The sequence below is a fragment of the Geobacillus sp. BMUD genome, assembly GCF_013096845.1.
Classification (GTDB): domain Bacteria; phylum Bacillota; class Bacilli; order Bacillales; family Anoxybacillaceae; genus Geobacillus; species Geobacillus vulcani.
Map to the genome: position 1 here is coordinate 123,975 of NZ_SDLA01000004.1, position 20,807 is coordinate 144,781.

Here is a 20,807-nt window from a genome sequence, read left to right on the forward strand (position 1 = left end):
GTGATTTGCACCGGCTGGGTTCGCTTCGGTGGAGTCCCAGCTGTTCCATGCGCTGCGCCTTGCCAAACGGGCGGGCGCGCATAAGCATGAAGCGTTCCATGCTACGAATCACTCTGTTTCGATAAGATACAGGGCGGAAGGAGATGAAAACGATGAAACAAGGCATCCATCCAGAGTACAAAAAAGTCATCGTCCGTTGCGCATGCGGCAACGAATTCGAAAGCGGTTCGGTCAAAGACGAGCTGCGCGTGGAGATTTGCTCGGAATGCCATCCGTTCTTCACGGGCAAACAAAAATTTGTTACGGCAGCGGGCCGCGTGGATAAATTCAATAAAAAATACGGCCTTAAGTAACAAGGACGTGACGAAAGCAGGCAAGCGAAACTTGCCTGCTTTTTCGTGAGAGCAGATGGAAGGCCGGTTGCTTATCAAGCTGATCCCGCTGATCGTTGCGATGGCAGACGGCAAGGAGCGGCCGATGGTTTGAGGACAGTGTTGTGTGAAAGGAGAGGCCCCGATGTACGTGATGACGCAGTCCGGCTGGCTTGAGCTCATTTGTGGATGCATGTTTTCCGGCAAATCAGAAGAATTGATTCGCCGCGTCCGCCGCGCTCAGTTTGCCAAGCAGGAAGTGAAAGTGTTCAAACCGACGATCGACAATCGTTATAGCGAAGACGCAGTCGTGTCGCACAACGGCAATTCGGTGATCGCCATTCCTGTTTCCTCGCCGAAAGAAATTTTTGACCATATTTCCGAGAAAACGGACGTCATTGCCATTGACGAAGTGCAATTTTTTCCCGATGACATTATTGAAGTCGTTCAAACGTTAGCGGATCGCGGCTATCGAGTGATCGTTGCGGGGTTGGATCAAGACTTCCGCGGCGAACCGTTTGGCCCCGTGCCGGCGCTGATGGCGATCGCTGAGTCGGTGACGAAGCTGCAGGCGGTTTGCACGGTATGCGGTTCCCCGGCCAGCCGAACGCAGCGGCTTATTAACGGCGTTCCAGCGTCTTATTATGACCCTGTTATTTTAGTAGGGGCAAGCGAATCATACGAGCCGCGCTGCCGCCACCATCATGAAGTTCCTGATAAACCAACGAAAAAAAGCCAAACCAATAACCATCTTGCCCGTTAGTCGGTGAATCCTGCCATCTATATTTTTAAGAATGCGGGAAAACCTAACAGCAGGGAGGCGACAAATGATGAGAAGCTTACTGCTGTTAGGTTTTGCTATTGTTCTTTCTGCTTGTTCGATGAATCCAAACCATTCTTACCATCAGCAAAGCGAAGATAAAAATGGCACGAAGCTGATTACAGATGATAAAGCGCAAAGCGATTATGACCGCTATTTATATAACAACTTTGACGACCCGGAAAAAACGCGGCAAAATCCGAATTTCATCAGCATCGCAGACGGCAGTGGAAATGATCGCGCCAATGTCCGTAAAGCCGTACAAGTCATCGAGACATATACCGATTATGAATTAGGGTCTGTTTGGATGAATGGAAACAATATGTACGTGACTGTTCACGTCCCTTCCTCGATGTCAGAGGAAAAACGGCAAACAGAACAGAAACGGATTCATCAGCTGCTTACAAAAGCCATTCCAGCGTACGATATTTATGTGCGTTTAGATTAAAGATTCATCTTCTGAGAAGAAGATGGATCTTTTTCTTCATCAAATATTGTAATTTGATGGTTAGTTATGCTTTTTTATACGTTTTTGATTAAAAAAGAAAAATTTGGCTAAATTCGACGGAAAAGAGGTATCCAATTTATTATATGTCGAGAATACACCTAAATTGATATAATTGAATGTAGGAATATACATAATGGTGTCGAATAAAATATCCTTTAGATGACTTTGACAATTTTTTGGTTAGGTGGGTAATATGAATATTCATAAATTCGTGATGCCGGAGATCATTTTTGGGAATGGTGCTATTGAGCATGTAGGGGAAAGCTGTTTGCGGCTTGGAGCAACTAACGTTTTAATTGTCAGTGACCCAGGAGTGATCGAAGCCGGATGGTTGGATGTCGTCGTAAAAAGCTGCAAACAGGCGAATTTAAAATACACGATATTTCACGATGTAACGGTTAATCCAAAAGATATCGAAGTGGAAAAAGGATGCAAAGTTTACATAGAAAATGAATGTGATGCGATCATAGGAATTGGTGGAGGAAGTCCTTTAGATGTGGCGAAGGCCATTGCCATTTTGGCCACCAATGGAGGAAAGATTCACGATTATGAAGGGGTGGACAAAATCAGAAACCCATTGCCTCCACAAGTGATGATTCCTACAACGGCTGGATCGGGTTCTGAAGTATCGCAATTTTCCGTCATCGTAGATACATTAGGACAAAAAAAGATGACGATTATTTCCAAATCCCTTATTCCAGATATTGCAATTATTGATCCAGAAACATTATCGACAAAAAGCGCCCGTTTAACTGCTTCAACCGGCTTAGATGTTTTAACGCATGGTATTGAATCATACGTAAGTTTAGCCGCAACCCCATTAACCGATGTTCAAGCAAAAAACGCTATTTCTTTAGTATCAGAATATTTGCGTCCATCTGTTGCTTCAAAAATCAACAAAGAAGCGAAGACACATATGGCAATGGCTAGTTTGCAGGCTGGCCTTGCGTTTTCTAACTCCATTTTAGGCGCGGTGCATGCGATGTCGCATGCGGTCGGAGGAAAGTATCCCGTTCTTCACGGCGATATTAATTCTATTTTACTTCCATATGTGATGGAATATAATCTATTGGCCAATCCGAAAAAATTTGCGGATATCGCGACATTTCTCGGTATTGATATTCGAGGATTGTCACACATGGAAGCGGGAAGAAAAGCAATTGAGTATATCAAACAATTAACAATGGAGATTGACGCTCCGCAACGATTATCCGATATAGGATTAGAAAAAGACGAAATACCGCATATGAGTGTCATCGCCCTCCATGATGCTTGTATGATCACCAATCCTCGAGATGTCACAGTAGAAGATATTGAAGAAATATTTAGAAGGGCATGGTAGAGATGGAAGTAGAAGATCGGCAACAAATGATTAACTTATTAACTGGCGTTCAGTCTTCGAAAAAAAGTTACTATAACGAATTAAAGAAAACGGTGATTGAGCTCAAAAAGAAAAATATGCAGCTTGAAATTATTAATGATGTAACAAAAAGTTTTAATGTCGATATGTCCATCGATGAAATGTTGAAAAACGTTTTTGATAAGCTGCAAACGATTTTTCCAATCGAAAGAATTAGTTTATCTATGTATGAAAATGAAAAATTGATTTTAACCAATGTTTATCCTCCTCACTCATTGTATTTTCCGATTGGATTTGAGTTGTCAAAAGAGTATTCCCTTTATTGGAAAGCAGTTGAATCACTTGAAAAAATCTTTTATCAAGTAGATTCCAATAAAGAAAACTATGAAGACTATATAGAAAATAAAGTATATGAATCTTTAGGAATTCGCAGTGTATTGTTAGTCCCGCTTATTCACAAAGGGAAAGTCATCGGTGTGCTCTGCATAGGAAGCAAAGAAATCATAGAATATGACGAAGATGATTTGACCTTTTTCCAACAGTTTTGTGACCAGTTAGCCGTGTGCATCGAAAACGCTCGTCTTTATAACGAGGTTCTCACTAGCAAAAAGGAATGGGAGGAAACATTTCGCGCGGTTTCAGAGATGATTTTAGTCGTTGATTTAGAAGGAAATATTTTGAAATATAATGACGCAGCGAAAGATTTTTTCCAGCTGCATTTATATAAAAGTGAGAAACGAAACTTTCATCAACTTTTGTCGATAGACGTTCATAACAGTCCCGTGCTGAAAATGGTTCAAACAAAAAAGCCTGTCTATCAGGAGATTCATTTTCAAAAGCGAATATGTGAATTGCGTGCTTATCCAGTATTCAATGAAAGTCAACACATCTATGCCATTATTATTTATATTAATGACATTACGGAAAAACTCCGGATTGAAGCGCAATTAGTCCAATCAGGAAAGTTGGCCGCGATCGGAGAGATGGCAGCGGGAATCGCCCATGAATTGAATAACCCATTGACGGCTATTTTAGGCAATGCCCAATTGCTGTTAAGAACGGCATCAAAGGATGATCGATCCTACAAATTGCTTTCCGATATTTATTCATGTGGAAAGAGATGTAAAACGATTATCCAAAATTTATTGACTTTCTCCCGGCAAGATGAATATATGTTTGAAGATTGCTCTGTCAATGAAGCGGTGGAGCAAGTGCTAGGGTTAATCGGTGATCAAATTAAGAAACAAAATATCACCATTCAGAAAAAATTAGATCATTCACTGGAATTGATTGAAGGAAATATTCAGCAAATCGGACAAATTGTTTTAAATCTTTTAATTAATGCAAAAGACGCATTGGAAGAGATGGATATTCCAAAAAAAGTCATTTCCATTGAAACAAAATCGGTGACGGAAGACGGCAAAAAGTGGGTGCTTTTATCGGTTCAAGATAACGGCAAAGGAATTGAAGAACAATACTTGCAAGAGATTTTTAATCCTTTCTTTACGACGAAAAGGCCCGGGAAAGGAACGGGACTTGGATTATCCGTCAGCTTAGGAATCGCGCAAGCTCACGGAGGGACCATCGAGGTGATAAGCCATCCTGGAAAAGGAAGTACATTTATGTTAAAGCTGCCGGCAAAGCAATAAACGTGGGAGTGAACAATTAATGCCCAATGTGTTAGTGATTGACGATGAACGAGAAGTATGTACATTTTTTCTTCATTTGTTAGAGGGAAAAGGATATCATGTCAAGTTAGGATGGAACGGCAAAGACTTTTTAAAATTAATTCAACAATATTCATTTGACCTTGCCTTAATTGATGTAAAGCTGCCAGACACAAATGGGTTGGAGCTGTTAAAACAGTTAAAAGCCGTTCAACCATCGTGCAAGGTCATTATTATGACGGGATACAGCACTGTGAAGACTGCGGTAGAAGCAATTAAGTATGGCGCAAGTGATTATATTGAGAAGCCATTCGATGATATTGATGAGTTAGAAAAAACTATTGAAGAATTAATGGATAGTGAAATCCATTCGTCTCAACATGATATGTATAAGTTGGCGGAAGCGCTCGGTTTTGTTATCGGAACGAATAAAGAAATGAACGATTTAATCAAGCTTGCTTATAAAATCGCCAAAAAAAACGTAAACGTGTTAATTGAAGGAGAGACCGGAACGGGAAAAGAAGTGCTCGCGCATTTTATTCATCAAGCAAGCATGCGTTATAACCAGCCTTTTATTGGAATCAACTGCGGGGCGCTGTCGGAAACGCTGCTTGAAAGCGAATTGTTTGGCCATGAAAAAGGGGCGTTTACGGGAGCGTTGAAAGAAAAGAAAGGAATTTTCGAGATCGCGAACAGAGGAACATTATTTTTGGACGAAATAGGGGAAGCATCCTTAGCTACACAAGTAAAATTATTACGTGTGTTGGAAACGGGAGAGTATATTCGCGTCGGTGGCGAAACCGTCCGTAGAACCAATGCTAGAATTATCGCCGCTTCCCATGTCAATCTCAGTCAGGCGGTAAAAGAGAAAACGTTTCGTGAAGACTTATTATACCGGTTAGATGTAGTAAAATTAACGATCCCTCCTTTAAGAGAACGGATAGATGATTTACCTATTTTGATCAAGCACTTTTTAAAAAAGCTGAATTCTACTCTTATTTTTTCCGACGATGCCATTTTGCAAATGAAACAATATTCATGGCCGGGAAATGTGAGAGAGCTTTTTAACGTCGTAAAAAGAGCGGTGACGTTGGCGGAAGGCGAAACGATGGTCATCACACCTGATTATCTTCCAGAAAAAATAAGAACGGAAACGAATATATCTTCGATTCCATCAAGTGAAATTAAAAATAACAACGAGATGGATTTAGAATCTTACTTGCAAAACTGGACCGGCTATATTTTATCATTATGGAAAGAAAACAATGAGCGGCTTGAACTTCAACATGTTTTAGATGCCGTAAAAGATTTAGAAACACAGATCGGACGATTTTTCGTTTGGAAAACGTTGAAGGAAACATTAGGAGATAAAAAAGAAGCGGCAGAACGGTTAAACATTACGGTGCGCCAGCTTCGCTATTTATTGAAAGAAAAAGGGACTGCTTTAAAAGAATAAAATTTAAAAGCAGTCCCTTTTTAACATATTATTTTTATTTTTCAGAAAAATCCCTGGGCTTTTGGGCTGTAACTTACCAATAAGTTCTTTGTTTGTTGATAATGGGATAGCATCATTTTATGTGTTTCCCGTCCAAATCCAGATAGTTTATAACCGCCAAATGCAGCATGGGCTGGATACGAGTGATAACAATTCGTCCATACCCTACCAGCTTGAATACCTCTACCAAAACGATAGGCAAGATTAATATTTCGTGTCCAAACTCCTGCGCCTAAGCCATATAATGTATCATTGGCAATTTCTAATGCTTCCTTTTCATCTTTAAATGTAGTAACAGATACAACCGGTCCAAAAATTTCTTCTTGAAAGATTCTCATTTTATTATGACCTTTAAATACAGTCGGCTTAATATAATATCCATTTTCGAATCCTTCAATAATGTTTTTTTCTCCACCGATGAGGCATTCTGCTCCTTCTTGTTTACCAATTTCAATGTAAGAAAGTATTTTTTCCATTTGTTCGGATGAGGCTTGTGCACCCATCATTGTATCAGTATCTAATGGGTTTCCTGTTTTAATATTTTTTACTCTCTCTAACGCTCGTTCCATAAAATCATCATAAATTGATTCATGAATGAGCGCTCGAGATGGGCATGTACATACTTCTCCTTGGTTGAGAGCAAACATCGCAAATCCTTCAATGGCTTTGTCTAAAAATTCGTCTTCTTGATCCATCACGTCAGGGAAAAATATGTTTGGAGATTTGCCGCCTAGCTCAAGAGTAACTGGAATGATATTTTGGGAAGCATATTGCATAATAAGCCGACCTGTTGTCGTTTCTCCGGTAAAGGCGATTTTGGCGATACGTGAACTCGAAGCTAGAGGTTTTCCAGCTTCAAGACCAAATCCATTAACGACATTTAGTACTCCTGGTGGCAATAGATCACCGATAAGTTCCATCAGCACCATAATGGAAGCAGGAGTTTGCTCTGCTGGTTTTAACACAATGCAATTGCCCGCTGCCAGTGCGGGAGCGATTTTCCATGCAGCCATTAATAACGGAAAGTTCCAAGGAATAATTTGTCCAACAACGCCTAACGGTTCATGGAAATGATAAGCTACTGTATCATCATCAATTTGGCTGATCGTGCCTTCCTGGGCGCGGATAACTCCGGCAAAGTAACGAAAATGATCAATACATAACGGTAAGTCAGCATTCAATGTTTCTCGAATAGGCTTACCATTGTCCCACGTTTCAGCTACCGCGAGCATTTCTAGATTAGCCTCAATGCGATCGGCAATTTTATTTAAAATTAACGCTCTTTCCGCTGGAGAAGTTTTTCCCCATGATTCTTTTGCAGCATGGGCAGCGTCTAACGCTAACTCAATATCTTCTGCTTGGGAGCGAGCGACTTCACAAAACACTTCGCCAGTTACAGGGGTGATATTTTCGAAATATTGCCCTCCAATAGGCGGAACCCATTCACCATTAATATAATTATCATATCTTGTTTTAAATTGTACTTTTGCGTCTTTTTCTCCTGGGCGGCTATAAATCATGCTTTTTCCCTCCTATAATGTCATTTTGAATAGGGAGCGGTCAAAAAGACCGTCTCCCGTGTGGATCATATGTTCCATTAACGGTTTACACCGATTGTTAAAACGACCCGGCCGTTAATTTTTCCTTTTTCCATTCTCTCAAATACTTCATTGATTTGTTCTAGTGGAGCGGTTTCTACAATAGGGCGTACTTTTCCTCTCGCAGCGAAATCCAACGCTTCTTGCATATCTTTTCTCGTACCGACGATCGATCCTTTCACCGTAATTCCATTTAATACCGTATCGAAAATAGGGATTGGCAGTTCATCGTTAGGCAATCCAACAACAACAAGGCATCCGCCGCGTCTTACAGATTTATAGGCTTGTTCGAACGCTTTTTTCGTTACGGCAACACTAATAGCAGCATGTACTCCGCCTACTTTTTCATGAATAGCTTCGACTGGATCCTCTTTTAGTCCATTAATAGCAATATCCGCCCCTAATTGTTTGGCAAGATCGATTTTTTCATCGCTAATATCGACCGCGACAACGTTGAATCCCATTGTTTTCGCGTATTGAAGAGCAATATGCCCTAATCCTCCGATTCCGTAGATGGCTACCCATTCTCCCGGTTTGGCGTTAGACACTTTTAGCGCTTTGTATGTCGTTACTCCCGCGCAGAGAATTGGCGCGACTTCGACTGGATCTAAATTTTCTGGGATTTTTGCGACATAATCGGCAGGTGCTTTGCAGTATTCCGCATATCCCCCATCGACGGAATATCCACCGTTTAATTGATGTGGACAAAGTGTTTCTTGCCCGCTCAAGCAATATTCACATTCTCCGCAAGCGGAGTATAGCCATGGAATACCGACACGGTCTCCTACTTTAACGGATTTTACTCCTTCTGCTACTTCGACAACAATCCCTACCCCTTCGTGTCCAGGGATTAAAGGCAATTTTGGCTTGACTGGCCAGTCTCCGTGCGCAGCATGCAAATCAGTGTGGCAAACCCCGCAAGCTTCAATTTTGACAAGTACTTCTCCATAGTTTAGTTTTGGTTTTTCCACCTCTTTAATTTCTAATTGTTGCTTAAATTCAGTGACAACCGCTGCTTTCATTCTCCCTACCCCTTTCTAAATTTCAAACAAGTTCCACTAGTTTATCCTGCAAAAACTGTGCCAATAGAAAAAATGACTTTTCTGTGACAAATCCACATGGTTTTGCCGAATTTTTGTTAAAATTGGACGAAATCTCGATAATTTTTGACTAATTTTCGTAATATTGATTTTAATTGGCTTGTGAAGCTCTCTTCACTATGCACCCTTTTCTATTTCATATATTTGGGATATAATAATAAATCAGACTGTGCATCGAAAAACAGAGGTGAAAAACGTGTTTGAACGTCTGGAAGCAGTAGAAGAACGTTATGAAAAATTAAATCAACTGCTAATGGATCCAGAAGTGATTAACGATCCAAAAAAACTTCGCGACTATTCGAAAGAGCAATCGGATTTATCAGAAACGGTACAAACGTATCGCGAATACAAATCGGTCCGCAAGCAGCTGGATGAGGCAAAAGCGATGTTAGAAGAGAAGCTTGATCCAGAAATGCGGGAAATGGTGAAAGAAGAAATTGATGAGTTGGAACAAAAAGAAGAAGAGCTTGTCAATAAGTTAAAAATTCTTCTTCTTCCGAAAGATCCGAACGATGAGAAAAACGTTATTATGGAAATCCGTGCCGCGGCAGGCGGCGAGGAAGCGGCGCTATTTGCCGGCGACTTGTACCGGATGTATACACGCTATGCGGAATCGCAAGGATGGAAAACGGAAGTTATTGAAGCGAGTCCGACCGGGCTTGGAGGATATAAAGAAATTATTTTTACGATTATCGGAAAAGGAGCGTATTCCAAGCTGAAATACGAAAACGGCGCGCACCGAGTGCAGCGCGTCCCGGAAACGGAATCTGGCGGACGTATTCACACATCGACGGCAACGGTTGCTTGTTTGCCGGAAATGGAAGAAATCGAAGTCGAAATTAACGAAAAAGATATTCGCGTCGATACGTTTGCATCGAGCGGACCGGGTGGACAAAGCGTGAACACCACGATGTCGGCGGTTCGTTTGACGCACATTCCAACGGGAATTGTCGTAACGTGCCAAGACGAAAAATCGCAAATTAAAAACAAAGAAAAAGCGATGAAAGTATTGCGCGCCCGCATTTACGACAAATACCAGCAAGAAGCGCGGGCGGAATACGATCAGACGCGCAAGCAAGCAGTTGGAACAGGGGACCGTTCCGAGCGGATTCGCACCTATAACTTCCCGCAAAACCGTGTCACCGACCACCGCATCGGGCTGACGATCCAAAAGCTCGATCAAGTGCTCGATGGGCATTTGGATGAAATCATCGAGGCGCTCATTTTGGACGACCAAGCGAAAAAATTGGAGCAAGCGAACGATGCGTCGTAACGTCCACGAAGTCCTCGCCTGGGCTTCTTCTTTTTTGCGCGCCCACGGAAAAGAGGAGCGGGCGGCGGAGTGGCTATTGTGCCACCATTTGCGCACCGATCGGGCCGGGCTGTTCGCCCGTTGGCGCGAGCCGGTCGACGAAGCGGTATATGAACGATTTGCGGCCGATGTGCGCCGCCATGCGGTGGATCATGTGCCGATTCAATATTTGATCGGCTATGAATCGTTTTACGGCCGGTTGTTTCTTGTCAATCGCCATGTGTTAATCCCGCGCCCGGAAACGGAAGAACTGGTGCTTGGCGTCCTAAAGCGGGTGCCGCGTCTATTTGCTGGTCGGAAGCGGATCGATGTCGTTGACGTCGGCACTGGCAGCGGGGCGATCGCCGTGACATTGGCGCTGGAGAACAAAGCGTTGTCGGTGACCGCAACCGATATTTCCGAAGCGGCGCTCGCGGTCGCCCGTGAAAACGCCCGGCGGCTCGGGGCGAACGTTTCATTTTTGTGCGGCGATTTGCTGCAGCCGATCATGGCCATGGGGTGGACGGTCGATGTCGTCGTTTCCAATCCGCCGTACATTCCAGAGACGGACGCCGCTATGCTTTCCCCGGTCGTCAAAAACTATGAGCCGCACACGGCGCTCTTTGGCGGCCGCGATGGGCTCGATTTTTACCGCCGCTTCGCCCGCGAGCTGCCGCTTGTGCTCGGCGCGCCGGCGCTTGCCGCTTTTGAAGTCGGCGCCGGGCAAGGGGAAGCAGTGGCGGCGCTCTTGGCCGCAGCGTTTCCAGAAGCCGAAGTGGAAGTCGATTTTGACCTCAACGGCAAAGACCGGATGGTGTACATGACGCGGCCGAAAAACGGGAAAAAGTGTTAGATTGATAGGTTTAAAAACGAGCGGCGCCGTCCACAATGAAAGGTGAAAGGACGGTGCCGATGATGACCATCAAAGGAAATGCCATTGCCATATGTTTATATATCATTCTATTAACGACAGGCGTACTCGTCGAGCTGTACGGCCACAAGACGGACGCCGGGGCGAACGCGGCGGTCGCCATCCCTGATGAGGCAATCCGCCTGCGCATTTTAGCCAACAGCGACGCCGATGAAGACCAACAATTGAAGCGAAAAGTGCGTGATGCGGTCAATGCGCAAATCAACGGCTGGGTGGCCGAACTCACTTCGTTTGAGGAAGCAAAGCGCGTCATCCGCTCTCACCTGCCGGACATCGAGCGGACGGTCGCCCGCGTGTTGCGCGATGAACAAAGCGATCAAACGTACAAAGTGGAGTTTGGCCCGGTTCATTTTCCGACGAAAGTGTACGGCAACTACGTATATCCGGCTGGCATCTATGATGCCGTGCTGATCACGCTTGGGGAAGGAAAAGGAGCAAACTGGTGGTGCGTTCTGTTCCCGCCGCTTTGTTTTCTCGATTTTTCCAACAGCGATGCCGTCATGATGGAGGCGAACCGATCGCCTGCAGGAACGAATGAACCGGTGTCGGCTGAGAGCGTCCGGTCAATGGAAGCCGGGTCGAAGCAAAACAGCGAGTCGGCCGAAGCGGAAGCTGAGGCGATGCGAAGCGGCGAGCAGGCCATCGAGCCGGACGAACCGAAAGAGGAGAGGGGTGCGATGGCGGAAACCGAAGATCGCGCCGCTTCGTCCATCCATGCGGATGGCGAGAAGGACAAAGGGCACACTGATGATCAAGAATCGTCCTTCGTCGTCATGGCCGAGCCGGAACAGCCGGTGGAAGTAAAATTTTTCTTCAAAGAGTGGCTCAGCCATCTCATTCCATAAGCATCTATCCACAAAGTTATCCACAAAAACAACAAGTTTATTCACAATTTGTGTATAACTGTGGAAAGGCATCGGGCGGCGATCTGACGCTTGTAAAAAAAGCCGCCATTTTCAAGGCGAATCACGGCGATGGAGAAGGTGAAACGATTGAAAACGCGTGTTTGGGTTGTGGATAATATTGTTGATAAACAGCAAGTTTATCCACAAATACGAGAGGCGGTTGAATGGCTGCGGGCCGGGGAAGTCATCGCATTCCCGACGGAAACGGTGTACGGGTTGGGGGCCGATGCGGCCAATACAGCCGCGGTGGAAAAAATTTTCGCCGCCAAAGGGCGGCCGAGCGACAATCCGCTCATCGTTCATGTCGCCAGCATGGCCCAAGCGGAGGCGGTAGCCGCCTCGATCCCGCCGATGGCGAAAACGTTGATGGAGCGGTTTTGGCCGGGGCCGCTCACGTTAGTATTGCCAAAACGGGCCAAAGCGGTGTCTGAACGGGTGACGGCTGGGCTGCCGACGGTGGCGGTGCGCATGCCGGATCACCCGCTGGCGCTGGCGTTGATCGAGGCGAGCGGCTTGGCGTTGGCCGCCCCGAGCGCGAATCGGTCAGGAAGGCCGAGTCCGACGACGGCGGCGCACGTGCTTGCCGATTTAGACGGGCGGATCGCCGGGGTGATCGACGGCGGGCCGACCGGCGTGGGCGTTGAATCGACGGTGCTCGATTGTAGTGGGGGCGTGCCGACGATTTTGCGCCCGGGAGGGGTGACGAAAGAGGCGCTTATTGAAGCGATCGGCCGCGTTGAAGAGGCCGCTGCTGTGGACGACGAGGCGGCGCCGAAAGCGCCGGGGATGAAATATACGCATTATGCGCCGAAAGCGCCGCTTTGGATCGTCGCCGGCCCGCCCGCGTTTTTGCAGCGGCTTGTCGATGAAAGCCGGGCGGAAGGGAAAACGGTCGGCGTGTTGACGACCGAGGAGAACTGGGATCAGTATGCGGCCGATGTCGTGCTGCCGTGCGGAACGCGCCAGGCGCTTGAGACGGTCGCGAGCCGGCTGTACGACACGCTGCGCCGATTTGATGAAACGAACGTCGATCTCATTTACAGCGAGGCGTTTCCGGAAGAAGGAATCGGCGCGGCGATCATGAACCGGCTCCGCAAAGCAGCCGGCGGACGCGCCATCAGCGAACAGCGGAAATGAAAGGACGGCCGTCTGTATAGATGCAGCGAACAAGTTTCACATATCCTGGTCGAAAAAGCAGCTTGTCTATTTTTTGACGGTCGGAGGCAAGCCGCAGGCTTCTTCGTCGCGCCTTGGCGTGACGGAAGACCGAACGGAAACGCGCTTCACAGATCCATGTATGGGTTTGGAAGCGGCGTTGTTCGGTCGTGCGACAGTCGAGAAAACGGCTCTGCAAACGGTAAGGTTCAAATTGCAACTAGAGGATTTGGGGGATGCCGTTTCCAAGCGCTAAACCGGTCTGTTGTGGACCGGTTTTTTCTTTTCCGTCCGCCCGTCAATCAGGCGGCGCCCATTGGCTGCCCGCTCTGCTTCTAAACTGCCCTGGACGTGCATATGTTTAGCAATAAGGCCGGTCCGGGAGGGAAGAAACATGGGCGCATTCATCGGCGAAATCATCGCGCTGTCAATGATGGCGCTGGCGCTGGGCATGGACGCGTTTTCAGTCGCTTTAGGAATGGGGCTGTTGCGCCTCCGGCTGCGGCAAATGTTTTATATCGGGTTGACGATCGGCTTGTTTCATATTCTCATGCCGCTTGCTGGCATGGCGGTCGGCCGCCTGCTGTCGCGCGAGTTCGGAAGTGTCGCGACATACGCGGGCGGGGCGCTGCTGTTATGGCTTGGCGGGCAAATGATCATCGCCTCGTTCCGGAGGGACGATGGCTCACCGCTGTTTCCTCGTGGGGTGGGGTTGCTTTTTTTTGCGTTCAGCGTCAGCCTAGACAGCTTTTCCGTCGGGCTGAGCCTCGGCATTTTCGGAGCGCGGACGATGGTGACGATTTTGCTGTTTGGTCTGTTCAGCATGGTGCTGACATGGGTTGGGCTTTTTGTCGGCCGCCATTTTCAGCAATGGCTCGGTTCTTACAGCGAAGCGCTCGGCGGCAGCATTTTGCTGGCGTTCGGGCTCAAGCTGCTTTTTCTATAAACGGCGGCAGGCGGTTTTCCTTCAATGGAAAAAAGCGGACTGCCTGCTTTTTTTGCGGCTCTTCACCAAAAGTTGTACTTGATTTTTTCTGAGCATACCCTATTTACGCTTGTGAGGGAAAATCAGCACTTTTTGCTTATCCTTACGCAGGAAACCGCATTGCTTGTCAAGTACATGTTGTGGTGAAGAGCCTTTTTTTGCTCTTTTCCCTATGGTATATTGATGGTAAGTCATTGATGTGAAGAGGTGGTTGTATGCCATACCGCATTTTGTTCGTCTGCACGGGCAATACGTGCCGGAGCCCCATGGCCGCTGCATTGTTGGAGAATAAGCAGCTGCCAGGCGTCGAGGTAAAATCGGCCGGCGTGTTTGCGGCGGAAGGGAGCGAGGCGTCGGTTCACGCCAAGACGGTGTTGAAGGAAAAAGGAATCGAAGCGGCCCACCGCTCCTCGCAGCTGAAAAAAGAGCATATCGACTGGGCGACGCACGTGCTGGCGATGACATCCGGCCATAAAGAAATGATCGTCGAGCGTTTCCCAGAAGCGAAGGACAAAACGTTTACGTTGAAGCAGTTCGTCTCGGGAACAGACGGCGACATCGCCGATCCGTTCGGCGGGCCGATTGAAGTGTACCGGGCGGCGCGCGATGAGCTGGAGACGCTCATTGACCGCTTGGCGGAAAAGTTGCAAACAGAACAATGAGCTTGAGAAGTGAGGGGGAACACAAATGGGGGGGACAAGTCATCGGTTCGGTTTGCGCCTGAAGCTCGTCGTCTTTACGACAGCGTTGGCGCTGATCACGTATTCAACGAGCGCCTTTTTCTTGTACGTTTTGTATGATCAGTGGTTCGCCTCATGGAACAAAAGCGTGTTCACGATGATCGTGTTGCTCCTTGGCATCTTTTGGTCCGGAGTGCTTGCCTATTTGGCCGCTGGCTGGATTACAAGGCCGCTGCAACGGCTCGAGGAAGCGGCGGCAAAGGCGACGGAAGGGCATATCGATGAGGATGTTCCGCTGCCCTCTTCCCATGACGAAATTCGCTCGCTGGCTGTCGCGTTCAACCGGATGCTCGGCCATTTGCGCGCAGTCGTCGCCAATGTGGAAGAGAGCGCAGCGCGCACGACTGAAAAGACGGCGGAAATGAGGCAGGCGTCCGAAACAGCGTCAAACCGTGCACGCGATATTGCAGCGACCATTGACGACATTTCCAAAGGGGCGGCGTCTTCGGCCGAGGCGATCCAAGAAGCGGCTGCGGCGGCCGAGGATGTGCTCGCCATCGCAGTACAAGTAAAAGAAACAGCCGAGCGTGCGGAACAGTCGGTATATGGGATGGCCGAAACGCTGAAGGCAAGCCGCGATATCACCCATTCGCTTGTCAGCGGCATCGATCAGCTGGCTGACGATCAAGAACTGTCGCGGGCGGCTGTCAAGCAGCTCGAAGCACACGCCAATCAAATCGGCAACATTACGTTGCTTGTCGCGGACATCGCTGAACAGACGAACTTGCTTGCGCTCAATGCTTCCATTGAGGCAGCCCGCGCCGGCGAGCACGGCCGGGGGTTTGCCGTCGTCGCTGAGGAAGTGCGCAAGCTGGCTGATGAGAGCGCCAAGGCGGTCAAGAAAATCGCGGAACTGGTCGGCAACATTCAAAATGAAGTCGCCCGTGTGGTGGCGCAAATGGACAAGCAGGTGGCCGCCGCAAACGCTGAGGCGGCGAAAGGGGAGCGCACGAATGAGGCCATTGCGGCCATGGCGGCCTCAGCTGATGAAGTGATCCGCGCCGTCCATGACATCGCTGAGTTGGCGAAGCGTCAAATGGGGCATATGAAGCGGGCCGCGGCGCAGACGCAAGAAGTGGCGGCGATTGCTGAGCAGACGTCCGCCGGCGCGCTCGAAGTTGCGGCGGCGACCGAGGAGCAGGCCGCATCGATCAACGATGTGCATAAACTGGCTGGCGAGTTGGTTGAACAGGCCGAACAATTGCAGGCGGCTGTCGCCCGGTTCCGCACCCGTTGATGCACATGCAAATATGATTCATCGAAAGGAGGAAGGGCGATTCCTCCCTGGCTTTCGCTATCACTGCGAAGCCTAGGGCTCCCCGCCCGAACGTGATGAAAGTCGCTATTGCTTCTGACCATGGTGGAATTCGCATTCGTGAGGAAATTAAAGCACTGTTGGATGAAATGGGAATCGAGTACACCGATTTTGGCTGCGATTGTGAAACATCGGTCGATTACCCGGATTACGCGCTTCCCGTCGCTGAAAAAGTGGCGCGCGGCGAATTTGATCGCGGCATTTTGATCTGCGGCACCGGCATCGGCATGACGATCGCCGCCAACAAAGTGAAAGGGGTGCGTTGCGCCCTTTGCCACGACGTCTACAGCGCCAAGCTGACGCGCATGCATAATGACAGCAACATTCTCGCGATGGGGGAGCGCGTCATCGGCCCCGGCCTGGCGCGCGAAATCGCCAAGGCATGGCTTGAGACCGAATTTGAAGGCGGACGCCATGCGCGGCGAATCGGCAAAATCGCCGACTATGAAAACAAGCATTTGTAGGCAGAACCAGGGCCGCATCGGAGCGGATGCGGCCTGCGAGCCATAAGCGGAAGACGCCGTGCAGCCCCATGCCGGCCGTGGGCGTCTTGCTTCATGAGAATGGCGGCAGCAAGGGAGTGTATAGAGATGCAACGAAATCGTTTAACATATTCTTGACGGAAAAGTGGCTCATCCATTTTTGACTGTCGAAGGCAAGCCATAGGCTTGCCTCTGTCACGCTAAGGCGTGACGAAAGACCGAACAACGACTCGCTTCACAGACCCATTCATGGGTCTTTAAGCGGTGTTGTTCGGTCACTCGACAGTCGGATGAAATGATCGGTAAAAACGAAGAATGTAAAAGCTTTCAATTGCATTTATATAATTTTGCTGTTTTGGTAAGACAGCTGAACCGTGGGACGCACGGGGATGGCTTGGTGAACAGCCTGCCGCAGGGCGGGTGTTCCCAAGAATCTCCCACCTCTAAGCGTGAGCGTAGGTGGGAGAGCGTTCAAAAAGTCAGGCGTGTTGATTAATCAATAAAAACCCGTTGAGAAGGCTCTGTTCCCAGCTTTTCTGCTGTAGTCGGCAAGCGTTTCGTTCTCTCCACTTGAGAACTGTCGATTCAGGGGAAACGGTTGTTTTTTCATCAGCCTTCTAGGAAAACTCCATATTCGTGAGTATCGCAGGCATCCCCGGAGCCGGACTCGGTTTTGACGAATCACCGTCGAAAGTGCCAGTGTTCGTCAACGGCAGCGTGGATAAAAACGAACGAAGGAGGGGAAGAGGACATGGACGCACGATTGACCGAATGGCGGCAGCAATGGCAAGCCATCTTGCATGAGTTTCGCAAACAGGCTCCGCTTGGCCGCGGCGATGTCGTTGTGATCGGCTGCAGTACGAGCGAGGTGCTTGGCGAGCGGATCGGCACGGCTGGATCGATGGACGTTGCCGCCATGCTGTTTGCCGAGCTTGACGCGTGGCGGCGCGAAACCGGCATTGCGCTCGCGTTTCAATGTTGTGAACATTTAAATCGGGCGCTTGTTGTCGAACGGGAAACCGCCAAAACTCACGGGCTGGAGATCGTTTCGGTCGTTCCGGTGCCGAAAGCGGGTGGGGCGATGGCCGCCTACGCCTATCGAAAGTTCGCTGACCCGGTCGTTGTCGAGGCGATTCGCGCCGATGCCGGCATTGACATCGGCCATACGCTCATCGGTATGCATTTGAAGCCGGTTGCCGTTCCCGTGCGCGTTTCGGTGAAGCACATTGGATCGGCGTGCGTGACGCTGGCGAAAACGCGGCCGAAGCTGATCGGCGGCGCCCGAGCGGTCTACTCGTTGGAAAATCCGAATGATTCCTGTTCTTTCTAGCGGTTTCATTCATTTTTTCTTTGAATTTGCCTAGCTGAAGCTGATAAAATAAAAACGAATATTCACTGATTTCGCATAAGGGGGAGCTATTGATGAATTACTTGCCACAACAAGATCCGCAAGTGTTCGCCGCTATTGAGCAAGAGCGGAAGCGGCAACATGCGAAAATTGAACTGATCGCCTCGGAAAACTTTGTCAGCCGCGCGGTCATGGAAGCGCAAGGGTCGGTGCTGACGAACAAATATGCGGAAGGCTATCCGGGACGCCGCTACTACGGCGGTTGTGAATATGTCGACATCGTCGAAGATTTGGCGCGCGAGCGAGCGAAGCAGTTGTTTGGAGCGGAGCATGTGAACGTCCAGCCGCACTCCGGAGCGCAGGCGAACATGGCCGTTTATTTCACCGTTCTTGAGCACGGCGACACGGTGCTTGGCATGAACTTGTCGCACGGCGGCCATTTGACGCACGGCAGCCCGGTCAATTTCAGCGGCATTCAGTACAATTTTGTCGAATACGGCGTCGATCCGGAAACGCATGTCATTGACTATGACGACGTGCGCGAAAAAGCGCGCCTTCACCGGCCGAAGTTGATCGTCGCCGGCGCGAGCGCCTATCCGCGCATCATCGACTTCGCCAAGTTCCGCGAGATTGCCGATGAAGTCGGCGCCTATTTAATGGTTGACATGGCCCATATTGCCGGTCTTGTTGCGGCAGGTGTTCATCCGAATCCAGTGCCGTACGCCCATTTCGTTACGACGACGACGCACAAAACGCTGCGCGGTCCGCGCGGCGGGATGATTTTATGCCAGGAGCAGTTCGCCAAACAGATCGACAAAGCCATTTTCCCTGGCATTCAAGGCGGCCCGCTCATGCATGTCATTGCCGCCAAAGCCGTCGCGCTCGGCGAAGCGTTGCAAGACGACTTTAAAGTCTACGCGAAGCGCGTCGTGGAGAATGCCAAACGGCTCGCAGCCGCCTTGCAAAACGAAGGATTCACTCTCATTTCCGGCGGCACGGACAACCATTTGCTGCTTGTCGATTTGCGCCCGCAGCAGCTGACCGGGAAAACGGCGGAGAAAGTGCTCGATGAGGTCGGGATTACGGTCAACAAAAACACGATTCCGTACGATCCGGAAAGCCCGTTTGTCACAAGCGGCATCCGCATCGGCACGGCCGCGGTCACGACGCGCGGCTTCGGATTGGAAGAGATGGACGAAATCGCCGCCATCATCGGCCTTGTGCTGAAAAACGTCGGCAGCGAACAAGCGCTTGAGGAAGCGCGCCAACGCGTGGCCGCTTTGACGGAAAAGTTTCCGCTCTATCAAGATTGACGGAAAACAGCGCCCCGCCGACATGCCGCCGGCGGGGCGCTCCGGCTTGTCCGGGACTGAGCGAAGGCACACTGCCATCCATTCCTTGGCGCTGTGCCTTTTTGTTTGTTTCAACGGTTGAACAGGCGCCCGTTTTCCAGTAGAATGTATAGAAGTGTACCGCATACATACGGAAGAGGAGAGTTGCCTAATGGGAAAAGTGTACGTATTTGACCACCCGCTCATCCAGCATAAATTGACCTACATTCGCGACAAGAATACGGGCACGAAAGAATTTCGCGAGCTTGTCGACGAAGTGGCGACGTTGATGGCGTTTGAAATTACGCGCGACCTTCCGCTTGAGGAAGTTGAAATCGAAACTCCCGTCAGCAAAGCGAAAGCGAAAGTGATCGCCGGCAAAAAACTGGGCGTCATCCCGATTTTGCGCGCCGGCATCGGCATGGTTGACGGCATCCTGAAGCTCATCCCGGCGGCGAAAGTCGGCCATATCGGCTTGTACCGCGATCCCCAAACATTAAAGCCGGTCGAATATTACGTCAAGCTGCCGAGCGATGTCGAAGAGCGCGATTTTATCATCGTCGACCCGATGCTCGCAACCGGCGGATCAGCGGTGGCGGCGATCGATGCGCTGAAAAAGCGGGGAGCGAAAAGCATTAAATTTATGTGCCTGATCGCGGCGCCGGAAGGAGTCAAAGCGGTGGAAACGGCCCACCCGGATGTGGACATTTACATCGCTGCCCTTGATGAGCGGTTGAACGACCACGGCTATATTGTCCCTGGTCTCGGCGACGCCGGCGACCGGCTGTTTGGCACAAAATAACAGTTGCAAGGCGCTCCGCGCCGCGCGGGGTTCGCATTCCATCGAGCGGCGGAGAGGGTGCCTTGCCCATGCGTCAGTTAAGCGCTTGCATCGAATAGGCCGCGGCAGAAAGATGGCGCTGAGAAACCGCTCCGTTTGCAAAGCCAAGTATATATATAGATGCAACGAAGAAGTTTAACATATCCTTGACGGAAAAGCGGTTTGCCCCTTTTCGACTGTCGGAGGAAAGCCACAGGCTTCTCCGTCACGCCTTGGCGTGACGGAGGACCGAACAACCGCCTGCTTCACAGACCCATATATGGGTCTGGAAGCGGCGTTGTTCGGTCGCCCGACAGTCGATCAAATACTCGGTAAAAACTGCAAATGGTAAAGCTTCAAATTGCATCTATATAGAATCATGAAAAGGAAAATAGGCTAAAAATAAAATATATCATTATACATCATCATTGTGAGAAGAAAATGAGAAATTGTCACAAATTATTAATATTTGCCCTATGTGAATGAGGTTTTACGTGGAAACACATTGACATTGACCAGGCCGTATTGTATCCTTTACAAGGGGTAGATTGAGAAGGTTTTCATTATGTTAAAGGGTGTGTTGGC

19 protein-coding genes are annotated in these 20,807 nt (G+C 49.0%); 17 read left to right on the plus strand and 2 right to left on the minus strand.

Going from position 1 to position 20,807, the window contains the following annotated elements:
• The first annotated feature begins 152 nt into the window (after positions 1-152).
• From rpmE to ETC05_RS07355, 6 genes are all read left to right on the plus strand, one after another.
• Positions 153-353 (plus strand): 50S ribosomal protein L31, encoded by a 201-nt coding sequence (gene rpmE / locus ETC05_RS07330; RefSeq protein WP_011232848.1) that lies wholly within the window; start codon positions 153-155, stop codon positions 351-353.
• Between the two features lie 163 nt (positions 354-516).
• Positions 517-1,134 carry a thymidine kinase gene (locus tag ETC05_RS07335; RefSeq protein WP_171660713.1) on the plus strand — a complete coding sequence of 206 codons (618 nt, stop codon included), beginning with the start codon at positions 517-519 and terminating at the stop codon, positions 1,132-1,134.
• A 64-nt stretch (positions 1,135-1,198) separates the two neighbouring features.
• On the plus strand, positions 1,199-1,639 hold the full coding sequence (locus tag ETC05_RS07340; RefSeq protein WP_253263967.1) for a hypothetical protein: 441 nt from the start codon (positions 1,199-1,201) through the stop codon (positions 1,637-1,639).
• 253 nt (positions 1,640-1,892) lie between these two features.
• Positions 1,893-3,041 carry an iron-containing alcohol dehydrogenase gene (locus ETC05_RS07345; RefSeq protein ID WP_171660714.1) on the plus strand — a complete coding sequence of 383 codons (1,149 nt, stop codon included), beginning with the start codon at positions 1,893-1,895 and terminating at the stop codon, positions 3,039-3,041.
• Between the two features lie 2 nt (positions 3,042-3,043).
• On the plus strand, positions 3,044-4,708 hold the full coding sequence (locus tag ETC05_RS07350) for a sensor histidine kinase (protein ID WP_171660715.1): 1,665 nt from the start codon (positions 3,044-3,046) through the stop codon (positions 4,706-4,708).
• A gap of 19 nt (positions 4,709-4,727) precedes the next feature.
• Positions 4,728-6,182: a sigma-54-dependent transcriptional regulator gene (locus tag ETC05_RS07355; RefSeq protein ID WP_171660716.1), complete on the plus strand. Its 1,455-nt coding sequence runs from the start codon at positions 4,728-4,730 to the stop codon at positions 6,180-6,182.
• 41 nt (positions 6,183-6,223) lie between these two features.
• On the opposite strand, the gene adh is transcribed toward ETC05_RS07355, so the two are convergent.
• Together adh and adhP are read right to left on the minus strand one after the other, a co-directional pair.
• Positions 6,224-7,741 carry an aldehyde dehydrogenase gene (gene adh / locus ETC05_RS07360; protein ID WP_081188478.1) on the minus strand — a complete coding sequence of 506 codons (1,518 nt, stop codon included), beginning with the start codon at positions 7,739-7,741 and terminating at the stop codon, positions 6,224-6,226.
• A gap of 77 nt (positions 7,742-7,818) precedes the next feature.
• Complete coding sequence (gene adhP / locus ETC05_RS07365) at positions 7,819-8,841, minus strand: alcohol dehydrogenase AdhP (protein ID WP_171660717.1); 1,023 nt, start codon at positions 8,839-8,841, stop codon at positions 7,819-7,821.
• A 274-nt stretch (positions 8,842-9,115) separates the two neighbouring features.
• Between adhP and prfA the strand changes: the two genes are divergently transcribed.
• The 11 genes from prfA (at position 9,116) to upp (ending at position 20,204) form a co-directional block, all read left to right on the plus strand.
• A complete protein-coding gene (prfA, locus tag ETC05_RS07370) occupies positions 9,116-10,192 on the plus strand; it encodes a peptide chain release factor 1 (RefSeq protein ID WP_171660718.1) in 1,077 nt (358 codons plus the stop codon).
• Complete coding sequence (prmC, locus tag ETC05_RS07375; protein ID WP_011232844.1) at positions 10,182-11,063, plus strand: peptide chain release factor N(5)-glutamine methyltransferase; 882 nt, start codon at positions 10,182-10,184, stop codon at positions 11,061-11,063. The genes prfA and prmC overlap by 11 nt, the downstream gene beginning before the upstream one ends.
• 59 nt (positions 11,064-11,122) lie before the next feature.
• Positions 11,123-11,986 (plus strand): stage II sporulation protein R, encoded by an 864-nt coding sequence (gene spoIIR / locus ETC05_RS07380; protein WP_171660740.1) that lies wholly within the window; start codon positions 11,123-11,125, stop codon positions 11,984-11,986.
• A 129-nt stretch (positions 11,987-12,115) separates the two neighbouring features.
• Positions 12,116-13,183 carry an L-threonylcarbamoyladenylate synthase gene (locus tag ETC05_RS07385; protein WP_062899057.1) on the plus strand — a complete coding sequence of 356 codons (1,068 nt, stop codon included), beginning with the start codon at positions 12,116-12,118 and terminating at the stop codon, positions 13,181-13,183.
• Between the two features lie 412 nt (positions 13,184-13,595).
• A complete protein-coding gene (locus tag ETC05_RS07390; protein WP_011232841.1) occupies positions 13,596-14,147 on the plus strand; it encodes a manganese efflux pump MntP in 552 nt (183 codons plus the stop codon).
• A 254-nt stretch (positions 14,148-14,401) separates the two neighbouring features.
• Positions 14,402-14,848, plus strand: coding sequence for a low molecular weight protein arginine phosphatase (locus ETC05_RS07395; RefSeq protein WP_011232840.1), 447 nt, complete (start codon positions 14,402-14,404; stop codon positions 14,846-14,848).
• A gap of 25 nt (positions 14,849-14,873) precedes the next feature.
• Positions 14,874-16,163 (plus strand): methyl-accepting chemotaxis protein, encoded by a 1,290-nt coding sequence (locus ETC05_RS07400; RefSeq protein WP_011232839.1) that lies wholly within the window; start codon positions 14,874-14,876, stop codon positions 16,161-16,163.
• A 95-nt stretch (positions 16,164-16,258) separates the two neighbouring features.
• A complete protein-coding gene (gene rpiB, locus ETC05_RS07405) occupies positions 16,259-16,705 on the plus strand; it encodes a ribose 5-phosphate isomerase B (RefSeq protein WP_023633289.1) in 447 nt (148 codons plus the stop codon).
• Positions 16,706-17,474: 769 nt separating this feature from the next.
• On the plus strand, positions 17,475-18,053 hold the full coding sequence (locus ETC05_RS07410; RefSeq protein ID WP_013524809.1) for a TIGR01440 family protein: 579 nt from the start codon (positions 17,475-17,477) through the stop codon (positions 18,051-18,053).
• 92 nt (positions 18,054-18,145) lie between these two features.
• Positions 18,146-19,384, plus strand: coding sequence for a serine hydroxymethyltransferase (gene glyA, locus ETC05_RS07415; protein ID WP_011232836.1), 1,239 nt, complete (start codon positions 18,146-18,148; stop codon positions 19,382-19,384).
• 190 nt (positions 19,385-19,574) lie between these two features.
• Positions 19,575-20,204, plus strand: a complete 630-nt coding sequence (upp, locus tag ETC05_RS07420) for a uracil phosphoribosyltransferase (protein ID WP_031406654.1) — start codon at positions 19,575-19,577, stop codon at positions 20,202-20,204.
• Positions 20,205-20,807 lie beyond the last annotated feature (603 nt).

What these genes read in the sequence shown, in the direction of transcription:
- rpmE (WP_011232848.1), top strand. Translation starts at nt 153, where the DNA reads ATGAAACAAGGCATCCATCCAGAGTACAAAAAAGTCATCGTCCGTTGC.
- ETC05_RS07335 (WP_171660713.1), top strand. Translation starts at nt 517, where the DNA reads ATGTACGTGATGACGCAGTCCGGCTGGCTTGAGCTCATTTGTGGATGC.
- ETC05_RS07340 (WP_253263967.1), top strand. Translation starts at nt 1,199, where the DNA reads ATGATGAGAAGCTTACTGCTGTTAGGTTTTGCTATTGTTCTTTCTGCT.
- ETC05_RS07345 (WP_171660714.1), top strand. Translation starts at nt 1,893, where the DNA reads ATGAATATTCATAAATTCGTGATGCCGGAGATCATTTTTGGGAATGGT.
- ETC05_RS07350 (WP_171660715.1), top strand. Translation starts at nt 3,044, where the DNA reads ATGGAAGTAGAAGATCGGCAACAAATGATTAACTTATTAACTGGCGTT.
- ETC05_RS07355 (WP_171660716.1), top strand. Translation starts at nt 4,728, where the DNA reads ATGCCCAATGTGTTAGTGATTGACGATGAACGAGAAGTATGTACATTT.
- adh (WP_081188478.1), bottom strand. Translation starts at nt 7,741, where the DNA reads ATGATTTATAGCCGCCCAGGAGAAAAAGACGCAAAAGTACAATTTAAA.
- adhP (WP_171660717.1), bottom strand. Translation starts at nt 8,841, where the DNA reads ATGAAAGCAGCGGTTGTCACTGAATTTAAGCAACAATTAGAAATTAAA.
- prmC (WP_011232844.1), top strand. Translation starts at nt 10,182, where the DNA reads ATGCGTCGTAACGTCCACGAAGTCCTCGCCTGGGCTTCTTCTTTTTTG.
- spoIIR (WP_171660740.1), top strand. Translation starts at nt 11,123, where the DNA reads ATGATGACCATCAAAGGAAATGCCATTGCCATATGTTTATATATCATT.
- ETC05_RS07385 (WP_062899057.1), top strand. Translation starts at nt 12,116, where the DNA reads ATGGAGAAGGTGAAACGATTGAAAACGCGTGTTTGGGTTGTGGATAAT.
- ETC05_RS07390 (WP_011232841.1), top strand. Translation starts at nt 13,596, where the DNA reads ATGGGCGCATTCATCGGCGAAATCATCGCGCTGTCAATGATGGCGCTG.
- ETC05_RS07395 (WP_011232840.1), top strand. Translation starts at nt 14,402, where the DNA reads ATGCCATACCGCATTTTGTTCGTCTGCACGGGCAATACGTGCCGGAGC.
- ETC05_RS07400 (WP_011232839.1), top strand. Translation starts at nt 14,874, where the DNA reads ATGGGGGGGACAAGTCATCGGTTCGGTTTGCGCCTGAAGCTCGTCGTC.
- rpiB (WP_023633289.1), top strand. Translation starts at nt 16,259, where the DNA reads ATGAAAGTCGCTATTGCTTCTGACCATGGTGGAATTCGCATTCGTGAG.
- ETC05_RS07410 (WP_013524809.1), top strand. Translation starts at nt 17,475, where the DNA reads ATGGACGCACGATTGACCGAATGGCGGCAGCAATGGCAAGCCATCTTG.
- glyA (WP_011232836.1), top strand. Translation starts at nt 18,146, where the DNA reads ATGAATTACTTGCCACAACAAGATCCGCAAGTGTTCGCCGCTATTGAG.
- upp (WP_031406654.1), top strand. Translation starts at nt 19,575, where the DNA reads ATGGGAAAAGTGTACGTATTTGACCACCCGCTCATCCAGCATAAATTG.